The organism is Pseudomonas sp. GWSMS-1 (genome assembly GCF_049847425.1).
Lineage (GTDB): Bacteria > Pseudomonadota > Gammaproteobacteria > Pseudomonadales > Pseudomonadaceae > Aquipseudomonas.
In genome coordinates, this window is sequence record NZ_JBMHHV010000005.1 from 858,595 (window position 1) to 870,524 (window position 11,930).

General features: G+C 58.4%; 12 protein-coding genes and 1 pseudogene. All 13 read left to right on the forward strand.

What is annotated here, in order from left to right:
* The first annotated feature begins 14 nt into the window (after positions 1-14).
* The 13 genes and pseudogenes from ACEPAJ_RS07460 (at position 15) to flhA (ending at position 11,925) form a co-directional block, all read left to right on the forward strand.
* Entirely contained in the window at positions 15-320 is a 306-nt protein-coding gene (locus tag ACEPAJ_RS07460; protein ID WP_425914349.1) for an STAS domain-containing protein, read from the forward strand.
* A 14-nt stretch (positions 321-334) separates the two neighbouring features.
* Positions 335-2,029, forward strand: a complete 1,695-nt coding sequence (locus tag ACEPAJ_RS07465) for a SpoIIE family protein phosphatase (protein WP_425914350.1) — start codon at positions 335-337, stop codon at positions 2,027-2,029.
* A gap of 30 nt (positions 2,030-2,059) precedes the next feature.
* Positions 2,060-2,413: an Hpt domain-containing protein gene (locus tag ACEPAJ_RS07470; RefSeq protein WP_425914351.1), complete on the forward strand. Its 354-nt coding sequence runs from the start codon at positions 2,060-2,062 to the stop codon at positions 2,411-2,413.
* A 114-nt stretch (positions 2,414-2,527) separates the two neighbouring features.
* Positions 2,528-3,781 carry a flagellar hook-length control protein FliK gene (locus ACEPAJ_RS07475; RefSeq protein WP_425914352.1) on the forward strand — a complete coding sequence of 418 codons (1,254 nt, stop codon included), beginning with the start codon at positions 2,528-2,530 and terminating at the stop codon, positions 3,779-3,781.
* 442 nt (positions 3,782-4,223) lie between these two features.
* A complete protein-coding gene (gene fliL, locus ACEPAJ_RS07480; RefSeq protein ID WP_425914353.1) occupies positions 4,224-4,751 on the forward strand; it encodes a flagellar basal body-associated protein FliL in 528 nt (175 codons plus the stop codon).
* 13 nt (positions 4,752-4,764) lie between these two features.
* Positions 4,765-5,736: a flagellar motor switch protein FliM gene (gene fliM, locus ACEPAJ_RS07485; protein ID WP_425914354.1), complete on the forward strand. Its 972-nt coding sequence runs from the start codon at positions 4,765-4,767 to the stop codon at positions 5,734-5,736.
* Between the two features lie 35 nt (positions 5,737-5,771).
* Positions 5,772-6,257, forward strand: coding sequence for a flagellar motor switch protein FliN (fliN, locus tag ACEPAJ_RS07490; RefSeq protein WP_425914355.1), 486 nt, complete (start codon positions 5,772-5,774; stop codon positions 6,255-6,257).
* Positions 6,258-6,259: 2 nt separating this feature from the next.
* A pseudogene (gene fliO, locus ACEPAJ_RS07495) lies at positions 6,260-6,690 on the forward strand (flagellar biosynthetic protein FliO).
* Positions 6,690-7,475: a flagellar type III secretion system pore protein FliP gene (fliP, locus tag ACEPAJ_RS07500; protein WP_425914356.1), complete on the forward strand. Its 786-nt coding sequence runs from the start codon at positions 6,690-6,692 to the stop codon at positions 7,473-7,475. The pseudogene fliO and the gene fliP overlap by 1 nt, the downstream one beginning before the upstream one ends.
* A gap of 2 nt (positions 7,476-7,477) precedes the next feature.
* A complete protein-coding gene (gene fliQ, locus ACEPAJ_RS07505; RefSeq protein WP_425914357.1) occupies positions 7,478-7,747 on the forward strand; it encodes a flagellar biosynthesis protein FliQ in 270 nt (89 codons plus the stop codon).
* Position 7,748: 1 nt separating this feature from the next.
* Positions 7,749-8,525, forward strand: coding sequence for a flagellar biosynthetic protein FliR (gene fliR / locus ACEPAJ_RS07510; protein WP_425914358.1), 777 nt, complete (start codon positions 7,749-7,751; stop codon positions 8,523-8,525).
* A gap of 3 nt (positions 8,526-8,528) precedes the next feature.
* Positions 8,529-9,665, forward strand: coding sequence for a flagellar biosynthesis protein FlhB (gene flhB, locus ACEPAJ_RS07515; protein ID WP_425914359.1), 1,137 nt, complete (start codon positions 8,529-8,531; stop codon positions 9,663-9,665).
* Positions 9,666-9,801: 136 nt separating this feature from the next.
* The gene (gene flhA, locus ACEPAJ_RS07520) at positions 9,802-11,925 is read left to right on the forward strand and encodes a flagellar biosynthesis protein FlhA (protein WP_425917964.1); all 2,124 of its coding nucleotides are present in this window, start codon (positions 9,802-9,804) and stop codon (positions 11,923-11,925) included.
* Positions 11,926-11,930: the final 5 nt, after the last annotated feature.

Sequence of the window (11,930 nt, forward strand, 5' to 3'; positions counted from 1 at the left end):
TAAAGGAGTAATTCATGGCAATCACCTCGCAGCCCTCATCCGATGGGCAAGAGCTGACCATTGTGATTCAGGGCCGCTTCGATTTCGCTGCGCATCAGGAATTTCGCAATGCCTATGAGCGCGTCAGCACTACGCCGCAGCGCTATGTTGTAGATCTTAAGGGCACCACTTACCTGGACAGCTCAGCGCTGGGCATGTTGCTGTTGCTGCGTGATCACGCCGGCGGTGACGGTGCGCAGATCAGCTTGCGCAACTGCAACCCGGATGTGCGCAAAATCCTCGCGATCTCGAACTTCGAGCAGCTGTTCAAAATCACCTGATCGGGGCGCATGCCATGCCAGAGCGCCTGTCCATTCTGATCGCCGAGGACAACGCTGCCGACCGCATGCTGCTGTCGACCATCGTCAGCCGCCAGGGGCACCGGGTGCTGACGGCCAGTAATGGCCTTGAGGCGGTGGCATTGTTCGAGCAGGAGCGTCCACAGCTGGTGCTGATGGACGCCCTGATGCCGGTGATGGATGGCTTCGACGCCGCACGGCGAATCAAGCAGGCTGCTGGTGAAGAACTGGTGCCGATCATTTTTCTGACCTCCCTGACCGAAGGCGAAGCCTTGGTGCGTTGCCTGGAGGCCGGCGGTGATGACTTTCTGGCCAAGCCCTACAATCGGGTCATTCTTGAGGCCAAGATCAACGCGATGGACCGCCTGCGGCGTTTGCAGGACACCGTCTTGCAGCAGCGCGATCTGATTGCCATGCACAACGAGCATCTGCTCAACGAGCAACGGGTGGCCAAGGCAGTCTTCGATAAGGTGACCCATTCCGGTTGCCTGGATGCGCCGAATATCCGCTACCTGCAATCGCCTTATGCGGTGTTTAACGGGGATCTGCTACTCGCCGCGTTCAAGCCGTCCGGTGGCATGCACGTGCTGCTCGGTGACTTCACTGGGCACGGCTTGCCGGCGGCGATAGGCGCGATGCCGTTGGCCGAGGTGTTTTATGGCATGACAGCCAAGGGTTATTCCCTGGCCGAAGTGCTGCGTGAAATCAACGCCAAGCTCAAACACATTCTGCCCGTGGGCGTGTTTTGCTGTGCGAGCATTCTGAACATCAGCTTCCAGCGCCAGGTGGTCGAGGTGTGGGGCGGTGGCTTGCCGGATGGTTATCTGCTGCGCGGTAATGGCGAGCGGATACCGTTGGTGTCGCGGCATTTGCCGCTGGGCGTGCTGGAGCCTGGCGCGTTCAATGACAAGTACGAGGTCTACCCGCTGGCGCTGGGTGATCGGGTTTTCCTGCTTTCCGATGGTGTGCTGGAGGCGTGCAATAAGCAGGGTGAGCTGTTCGGTGAGGAACGTTTGCTTGAGGTGTTTCGTGCCAACCGGCAGCAGGCGCAGCTGTTTGCTGAAATCCAACAGGCGCTGACGCATTTCAGTGGTGAGCAACAGGATGATGTCAGCCTTGTTGAGGTTAGCCTGGTCGATCAGGCCACGCTGAACCGGCCGCCACTGGCTTTTGCGGACAATGGCCAGAGTCACTCACTGGACTGGTCGGCGAATTTCGAGTTTCGCGGTGAAACCCTGCGGCATTTCAATCCTTTGCCGTTTCTCTTGCAGCTGCTGCTGGAGGTGCAAGGGCTGCGTCCCCAAGGCGGTGCCCTGTTCAGCGTGCTGGCCGAGCTGTATTCGAACGCCTTGGAGCATGGTGTGTTGGGCCTGGATTCTGCGCTCAAGGCGAATGCCGAAGGGTTTGCCGAATATTACCACCAGCGCAGCATGCGGCTGGCCGCGCTGGTGGACGGTTTTGTGCGTTTTCATCTGCAGTTAATCCCCGAAGGTGCTGGCGGGCGTTTGATTGTCCGCGTCGAGGACAGTGGCTCGGGCTTCAATGCGCCGCAGGTGTCAGCGCAACCGAGCGATAGCCATCGCCTAAGCGGGCGCGGGTTGGCGCTGGTCAGGCGGTTGAGTGAGCGTTGCAGTTGGGGTGGCGGCGAGTCCGGGGTGCGCGTGGAGTTTTCTTGGCAGCCTAGGGCATAATCGACGCAATAACGCCCAGGGAGTGAGACGTTGTCCGATATTCATCTTGATAGCACCGTGTTGCTGGCATTGCAGGACGTTATGGAAGATGAATATCCAGTGCTGCTGGATACCTTTCTGATCGACTCCGAAGAGCGCCTACTGTCGCTGCGCCAGGCTGAGCAGGCGACGGATGCACAGAGCCTGCGACTGGCCGCCCACAGTTTTAAAGGCAGTTGCAGCAATATGGGGGCGCTGATGCTCGCAGGGCTTTGCAGGCAACTGGAAGAGGCCGCGCGGCGCGAGCAATTGGCGCAAGCCCCTGAGCTGGTTGAGCAGGTTGAGCGTGAGTTTGCCATTGTGCGCATCTTGCTGAAGTCCGAGCGCCAGCGTTATCGGCATTAGTTTTGCTGCTGAGCAGGCGCCTGCTGCATACCTGCCTTGTTTATTGCTACGTCAACAAGTTGGCCCGCCCCTTGCAATTACCTCTGCACGACCAACCCCGAGCGGAGAGTATCCATGTCCGTTGCCCCCGATCTGCTGCTTAAATCGGCACCTGCCGTAAAGCCTAAGGCTGCTGCAGCAAAGCCGCCGGAAAACCCCGCGCAGGCCAATAAAAACGAGGCATCCAGCTTTTCCCAGGTGTACGCCAAGGAGCGTCAGGCCAAGGCGGTCGAGCGTAACGATGCTGCCGCAAAGCCTGCGCGTGAGAGTAAACCGAAAGAACAGCAAGACGATGAGCCGCCGGTTGTTGCTGCCACTGTGCCGGGCGAGCTTGCCGATAGCGGCAAGCCTTTGCCGAGTGACCCGGCAAGCGAGGCGGATGCGCTTGATCCGCTGTTGTTGCTCGGTATAACCGGTGAACTGCCGCAGCAAGGGCTTGCGCCCGACATTGCGCCTGCGCCCTTGCTGGTAACCAGCGGGTTGACCAGCTCGGGGCCTGCGAGCATGACCGAGGCCAGCTTTGACGCTGAGTTGGATGCGCTCAACCAACTGCCAGCAGTGCGTATGGCATTGGAGATGGGGGCGAAGGAAAAAACGTTGGCGGAACAAGCCGCTACACCTTTGGCGCAGGCTAATCAGGCAACGCAGAGCGCGAGTCAGGGTATGCTGGCCAGTCAGCTGCTGCAGGATGAGGCGCCAGTTGAAGGCGATGCGCTCGAGCTCTCGGACATACAGCTTGAGGCCCTTACCGGCAAAAGCCTGGAAGCGCTGAAGGAGGGCACGGCGAACAATTCGCCTGAGAACTTTGTCAGCAAACTCAATGCGCTGAGTCAGGCCATTGGCCAACAAAGCCCACTCTCTGCGCGTGCGCCGGTTATGGTTGGGCAGCCGGTGCCCATGCAGCAGGGCGGTTGGAGTGAGGCGGTAGTGGATCGAGTGATGGTGATGTCCAGCCAGAATCTCAAATCTGCCGAAATTCAACTCGATCCGGCCGAGTTGGGGCGCTTGGAGGTGCGCATTAGCGTCAACCAAGAACAGAGCCAGGTGACCTTCGCCAGCCCGCATGCAGGGGTACGCGAAGCGTTGGATGCGCAGATGCATCGCCTACGTGAGCTATTCGCTCAGCAAGGCATGAACCAGCTGGACGTGAGCGTTTCCGATCAGTCGCTGAGCCGTGGTTGGCAAGGCCAAGACGGTGGTGACGGCAGGGGGCGCGGTGGTTCCTCGGGTGAGCGATCGGGCGCGGATGAAGAACTGCACGTGAGCACCGTGGAATCAGCGCGGCCAAGTGCCGTTAGTGCCCGTGGCCTAGTTGATTACTACGCTTGAGTGGGCTTTCAACCGCTGGCGAGCCTGGCGCGAGGCAAGGGGGGAACTGGCGAAACGGCGCAGTGCGCGAGCTGTTGGTGAGCGCTCGTTTAGCTTGCCCTTCGTGCGCAAGGTAATGCGCTAGCAGCAAGCGGCTCCGAGCGCAGTGGTGCTTCAGCCTGTTTTAATGCAGACGGGGCGATGCGCCGCCGGCTTTGGTTAGGTTCTGAGGTGCTTGGCGCTGTAGTTGCACGGCCCACTGATCTAAACTGCGTACCGCCCGGCTCCCATTGCGTGGGAGTCGGGCGGTTTTGTTTGGGGCGTGCGCTTACCGATGCCTTGGCCGCACCTATTTAAGGTGCTGGACCACCCGTAGTGAGCAGGCCTGTTGACAGACTGGCATAACACTTGCTCGCAACCCTTTGAAAGCGGATAGAACTCCGAATAATGACGGATTATTGGCATGGCTAAGAAAGAAGCAGCGCAAGCGCCGGCAGATGGCGAAGCGAAACCAGCCGGCAAAATGAAGCTGATCATCATCATCGTGCTCGCCGTGCTGCTGGCTGTAGGTCTTTCCGTGGGCGGCACCTGGTTCTTTTTGAGCAAGAATGACGCGGGCGCTGAAGAAGCCAAGGCCGCCGCCAGTGATGAGCCTGCAGCGCCAGTCAAACAGGCAGCTATCTATGAAGAGCTGTCGCCGGCATTTGTAGTGAATTTCAACTATCAGGGCCGCGCCCGCTATATGCAGGTCAGCGTTGCGTTGATGACGCGCGACCAGGCCGCACTAGATGCCCTCAAAGTGCATATGCCGGTGCTGCGTAACCGTTTAGTTATGTTGTTTTCCGGGCAGGACTTCGCCTCCCTGATTACCCCGGTGGGCAAGGAAATGCTGCGCCAGCAGGCCACCGCCAGCGTGCAGGAGTTGGCGCAGAAAGAGACCGGCAAGGTCACGATCGAGCAAGTGTTGTTCACCAACCTCGTATTGCAGTAACCAGGAGCGGTATATGGCTGTGCAAGACCTGCTTTCCCAGGATGAAATCGATGCCCTGTTACACGGCGTGGATGACGGCTTGGTTGAAACCGAGGATGAAGCCGAACCGGGAAGCGTCAAGCAATATGACCTGACCAGCCAGGACCGTATTGTCCGTGGGCGTATGCCGACGCTTGAGATGATCAACGAGCGCTTCGCCCGCTATACCCGCATCAGCATGTTCAACCTGCTGCGCCGTTCTGCCGATGTGGCGGTGGGCGGCGTGCAGGTGATGAAGTTTGGCGAGTACGTGCACTCGCTGTATGTGCCGACCAGCCTCAACCTGGTGAAGATGAAGCCGCTACGCGGCACCGGCCTGTTTATTCTCGACGCCAAGCTGGTGTTCAAACTGGTGGACAACTTCTTCGGCGGCGACGGCCGTCACGCCAAGATTGAAGGGCGTGAGTTCACCCCGACCGAATTGCGTGTGGTGCGCATGGTGCTGGATCAGGCATTTGTTGACCTGAAAGAAGCCTGGCATGCGGTGATGGATATCAACTTCGAGTACGTCAACTCGGAAGTGAACCCGGCGCTGGCCAACATCGTCAGCCCCAGTGAAGTGATTGTGGTCTCAACCTTCCATATCGAATTGGATGGTGGTGGTGGTGATCTGCATATCACCATGCCGTATTCGATGATTGAGCCAATTCGAGAAATGCTCGATGCGGGCTTCCAGTCCGATGTCGACGATCAGGATGAGCGTTGGATCAAGGCCCTGCGTGAAGACATCCTCGGCGTGAGCGTGCCGCTGAGTGCCACCGTCGCGCGGCGCCAGCTTAAATTGCGCGACATATTGCACATGCAGCCAGGCGATGTGATCCCTGTTGAGCTGCCAGAAAATATGGTGCTCTGCGCTAATGGCGTCCCTTCATTCAAGGTCAAGCTAGGGGCCCACAAAGGCAACCTGGCGTTGCAGGTGCTCGATCCGATTGAGCGCCAGCGTTAACTGTTAACCCTATTCACGCCAGCCGAGGAAGAACGATGGCAGACGAAAACGACAATATTGATGACGGCGAAGAGGCCAGCTCTCCTGAAGAGCAGGCGCTGGCAGATGAGTGGGCGGCTGCATTGTCCGAGGCCGGCGATGCCGGGCAGGACGATATCGACGCCATGCTCGCCGCCAGCAATTCGGCGCCGTCGGTCCCGCGTGCGCCCATGGAAGAGTTCGGCAGCGCGCCCAAGAACAACCTGCCGGTTAGTCTGGATGGGCCGAATCTGGATGTGATTCTGGATATCCCGGTGTCGATCTCCATGGAGGTCGGTAGCACCGACATCACCATCCGCAACTTGCTGCAGCTCAATCAAGGCTCGGTTGTTGAGTTGGATCGCCTGGCCGGCGAGCCGCTGGATGTGTTGGTCAACGGCACCCTGATTGCTCATGGCGAAGTGGTGGTGGTGAATGAGAAATTCGGCATTCGTCTGACTGACGTGATCAGCCCCAGCGAACGCATCAAGAAGTTGCGCTAACCATGTATAGAACCCTCCTGCTGGGCCTGGCTCTACCTGTTGCCGCAACGGCTGCCGAACCCGCCGCACAAGCCGCTGCCCGCTTGCCAGTTCGGGTATGGGCGGGCAGTTGGTGCAGCTGTTGCTGGGCCTGCTACTCGTGATCGGCTTGATCTTTCTACTGGCCTGGCTGATGCGCCGGGTACAGCGGATCGTGCCGCGCGGTGGGCAGGTGATTAAAATAGTGGCCACTCAGGCCTTGGGCCCGCGCGATCGCTTGGTGCTGGTGCAGGTGGGCGGCGAGCAGGTGTTGCTGGGGCTGACACCAGGCAACATCACCTCGTTACATGTGATGCAGGAGCCCGTGCATTTGCCGGATGCCGAGCCGGCCTCGACCGAGTTTGCTCAGCGCCTGATGGAGTTGTTGGGTAAGGATCAGAAGGACAAGTCGTGATGCTGCGTTTCTTACTGGTGTTGGTTCTCAGCCTGGGGGCTTCGCTTACCTTCGCCGCAGATCCGCCGACTGGCAGCACGCTGATTCAGACGGGCAGCAGCCCGTTATCGATTCCGGCGATCACCCTGAGCACCGACACCGAAGGGCAGCAGGAATACTCGGTTAGCCTGCAGATCTTGATGATCATGACCGCGCTGAGTTTTATTCCAGCGTTTGTCATGCTGATGACCAGCTTTACCCGGATCATCATCGTCTTCTCGATTTTGCGTCAGGCGCTGGGCCTGCAACAAACACCGTCGAACCAGATTCTTGTGGGTCTGGCGCTGTTTTTGACCATGTTTATCATGGCCCCGGTGTTTGATCAGATTAACCGCGAAGCCCTGCAGCCCTACCTCAGCGAGCAGATGACCGCCCAGGATGCGATCCTCAAGGCGGAAGGGCCAATCAAGAACTTTATGCTGGCGCAGACCCGTGAAAGCGATCTGGAACTGTTCGTGCGCCTGTCCAAACGCACTGATATCGCCACGCCGGACGATGCACCGCTGACCATTCTGGTGCCGGCCTTCGTCACCTCGGAGCTGAAAACCGCCTTTCAGATTGGCTTTATGATCTTTATCCCGTTTCTGATCATCGACATGGTGGTGGCCAGTATCCTGATGGCGATGGGCATGATGATGCTGTCGCCGCTGATCATTTCCCTGCCATTCAAGATCATGTTGTTTGTCCTCATTGATGGCTGGGCGCTGATCATGGGCACCCTGGCCGCTAGCTTCGGAGGCACTTAAACATGACCCCCGAAGTGGCGGTTGACTTGGTGCGCGATGCCTTGTGGCTGACAGCAATGATTGTCGGCATCCTGGTTGTCCCGAGCTTGCTTGTGGGTTTGTTGGTGGCGATGTTTCAAGCGGCCACTCAAATCAACGAACAGACCTTAAGTTTCTTGCCCAGGCTGCTGGTCATCCTGCTGGTGCTGATATTTGCCGGCCCGTGGCTGGTGCGCGAGCTGATGGAATACACCCAGAACCTGATCATGAACATCCCGCTGTTGATCGGCTGACATGCTCGAATTAAGCAGCGCGCAGATTGGGGCGTGGGTGGGCAGTTTTCTGCTGCCGTTGTTTCGCGTTTCTGCGCTGTTGATGTTTATGCCGCTTATCGGCACCCAGTTGGTTCCTGGTCGGGTGCGCTTGTATCTGTCTTTGGCCATCTGCCTGGCGATTATGCCGAGCCTGCCGCCAATGCCGGTTATTGATGCCATCAGTGTGCAGGCCTTGATCTGGATCGCTCAGGAGGTCCTTATCGGTGCGATGCTGGGGTTTGTGCTGCAGCTGTTCTTCCAGATTTTTGTGATTGCCGGGCAGATCATTGCTATGCAGATGGGCCTCGGGTTTGCCTCAATGATTGATCCCGCCAACGGCATTTCGGTGCCTGTGATCGGCCAAGTATTTACGATTCTAGTGACCTTGCTGTTTCTGGCGATGAATGCCCATTTAGTGGTCTTCGAAGTACTCGCCGAGAGTTTCTTTACCTTGCCGGTTGGCGGCGGTTTTCTCTTGGAGAATTACTGGGAGATCGCCCACAAACTGAGCTGGGTGCTCGGCGCCGCTTTGCTTTTAGTGCTGCCTGCGGTCACCGCGCTGCTGGTGGTCAACCTCGCGTTCGGGGTCATGACCCGTGCGGCGCCGCAACTGAATATCTTCTCCATCGGCTTTCCGCTGACATTGGTGCTCGGGCTGGTGATCGTTTGGATCGGCATGGCTGATTTCCTCGCGCAGTATCAGATGTTTGCTATCGAAGCCTTGCAGTTCCTTCGTGAAATGGCGAGGGCGCGCTAAGCCATGGCCGAGTCCGAGAGCGGTGCTGATAAAAGCGAGGAGCCCACGGAGAAACGCCTGCGCGAATCCCGTGAGAAGGGCCAGATTGCCCGCTCCAAAGAGCTCAACACCCTCGCGGTGACGTTGGGCGGGTTTGGCGGCATGCTGGCGTTCGGTGGCAGCATTGGTAAGGCCATGATGGATATCATGCAGGGCAATTTTTCTTTGCCGCGTGAGGTGGTCATGGATGAGCGCAGCATGGGGCTTTGGCTGGCGGCATCCGGGGAAATCGCACTAAACGCGCTGTTTCCACTGCTGATACTGCTGCTAATCGTGTCGATTGTTGGGCCGATTTCTTTGGGCGGCTGGCTGTTTTCGGCCGAAGCCATGGCGCCCAAGGTCAGCCGGATGAATCCCGCAGCGGGTCTTAAGCGGATGTTTTCCGTGCAGGCGCTGGTCGAACTACTCAAAGCCTTGGCCAAATTCATTCTGATCTTGTTGGTGTGCGTGGTGGTGTTGTCTGCCTGGCAGGAAGACCTGTTGGCGATTGTCCATGAGCCCCTTGAGTCGGCCATTCTGCATTCGATGACGGTTGTTGGCTGGAGCGCCCTGTGGATGTCCTGCGGGTTGATTTTGATTGCTGCTGTGGACGTGCCATTCCAGCTCTGGAGCAGCAAGCAGAAGCTGATGATGACCAAGCAGGAAGTGCGCGACGAGTACAAAGACAGCGAAGGCAAGCCGGAGGTTAAGCAGCGTATTCGTCAGCTGCAGCGCGAAATGGCCGAGCGGCGCATGATGCAGTCGGTGCCGGACGCCGATGTGGTGATCACCAACCCGACGCACTTTGCCGTGGCTTTGAAATACGACCCGGCCAAAGGCAGCGCGCCGGTGCTGCTGGCCAAGGGCGGCGACTTTACGGCATTGAAGATTCGTGAAATTGCCAATGAGCACAAAGTGATGGTGCTGGAGTCTCCGGCCCTGGCGCGGGCGGTGTTCTATTCCACTGAGCTGGATCAGGAAATTCCCGCAGGGCTTTATCTGGCGATCGCTCAGGTACTGGCTTACGTCTACCAGCTGCGCCAGTACCAGGCGGGCAAAGGCAAACGCCCTGGGCCGCTGCCAGAGATCCCAATCCCGCCGGATTTACGCCGCGACGACTGATCATTTGTCCGCAGCAATCCGCACATTTACCGGCTGTTTGCCTCCGCCCGGCAAAGTTGGACAGCTTCTTGCAAATCCCTGCCCAGAGGCGCGTAAAGCGTCAAAAGATTGAATTGGCTGGGGTAGTGGTGTGGCAATAGATCGCTCACAAATGATCGGTGACGTACGCAGCAACCTGTCGGGGTTAAAGCAGGGGAACCTGGGTATTCCGCTGATGCTGCTGGTCATGCTCGGCATGGTTATGCTGCCGATTCCACCATTCCTGCTCGACGTGCTGTTTACCTTCAGTATTGCCTTGTCGATCGTCGTATTGCTGGTGGCGATCTATGCCCTACGGCCCTTGGACTTCGCGGTATTCCCGACCATTCTGCTCGCGGCGACCTTGCTGCGCCTGGCGCTTAACGTCGCGTCCACGCGGGTGGTTCTGCTCAATGGCCAGGACGGCCAAGATGCTGCAGGTAAGGTGATTCAAGCGTTTGGTGAGGTAGTGATCGGCGGCAATTACGTGGTCGGTATCGTGGTGTTCGCCATCCTTATGATCATCAACTTCGTGGTGGTCACCAAAGGTGCTGGGCGTATCTCTGAAGTAAGCGCGCGCTTCACTCTAGATGCTATGCCCGGTAAGCAAATGGCCATCGACGCCGACCTTAACGCCGGTCTGATCGATCAGGAAACGGCCAAGCTGCGGCGCAGTGAGGTGTCCCAGGAAGCCGACTTCTATGGCTCCATGGATGGTGCCAGCAAGTTCGTGCGCGGTGATGCCATTGCCGGCTTGTTGATTCTATTTATCAACTTGATCGGCGGTGTGGCCATCGGGATTTTTCAGCATGACCTGAGCTTTGCGGATGCCGGACGTATTTACACCTTGCTGACCATCGGTGATGGCCTGGTGGCGCAGATTCCTTCGCTGCTGCTGTCCACTGCTGCCGCGATTATGGTGACCCGGGTTTCAAGCTCGGAAGACATGGGGGCGCAAGTCAATCGGCAGATGTTCGCCTCGCCACGCGTTCTGGCGGTGACTGCTGCGATCATGATCACCATGGGCCTGGTGCCGGGTATGCCGCACTTCTCCTTTATCAGTCTGGGGCTGGTGGCTGCTGGTGCTGCCTATTGGATTGCCAACAAGCAGCGTACGACTAAAGAAAACGAGGTCAAAGAAGTGCAGCGCCAGCAGGAATTGCTGCCGGCGCAGAAGGCCCAGGAGGTCAAGGAGCTGGGCTGGGACGACGTCACGCCGGTGGACATGGTCGGCTTGGAAGTCGGCTATCGCTTGATTCCACTGGTCGACCGTAACCAGGGCGGCCAGCTGCTGGCGCGGATCAAGGGCGTACGCAAGAAACTTTCCCAGGAAATGGGCTTTCTCATGCCTTCGGTGCATATCCGCGACAACCTTGACCTGCAGCCCAGTGCCTACCGTCTGACCTTGATGGGCGTTAGCGTGGCTGAGGCTGAGGTGTATCCGGATCGCGAACTGGCGATCAACCCCGGACAGGTCTTCGGCCCGCTCAATGGTATTGCCGCCAAAGATCCGGCATTCGGCCTGGAGGCGGTGTGGATCGATCCAAACCAGCGTGATCAGGCGCAGTCCCTCGGCTATACCGTGGTGGATGCCAGCACCGTGGTCGCCACCCACCTGAACCAAGTGCTGCATAAGCATGCTCATGAACTGCTGGGGCACGAGGAAGTGCAGCAGTTGATGCAGCTGCTGGCCAAGAGCTCGCCCAAACTTGCCGAAGAGCTGGTGCCCGGGATGATTTCCCTGTCGACCCTGCTCAAGGTGCTGCAAAGCCTGCTGCAGGAGCAGGTGCCAGTGCGCGACATTCGCACTATTGCCGAGGCCATCGCGAATGTCTCGGTGAAGAGTCAAGATCCCGCCGTGATGGTGGCCGCGGTGCGTGTCGCGTTAGCCCGTGCAATCGTGCAAAGCATTGTGGGACTAGAGCTGGAGCTGCCTGTGATCACCCTTGAGCCAAGGTTGGAACAGATATTGCTAAATAGTATTCAGAAGGCCGGTCAAGGCTCCGAGGAGGGCATCCTCCTGGAGCCGGGCATGGCCGAGAAGCTGCAGCGTTCCCTAGTGGAAGCGGCGCAGCGCCAGGAGATGCTCGGCAAGCCAGTGATACTGCTGGTGGCCGGTCCGGTCCGGGCGATGCTCTCGCGATTCGCGCGGCTGGCGGTTCCGAGTATCCATGTACTGGCATACCAGGAAATTCCGGATAATAAGCAGGTCACCATCGTTGCGACGGTGGGGCAGAACTAACCGAG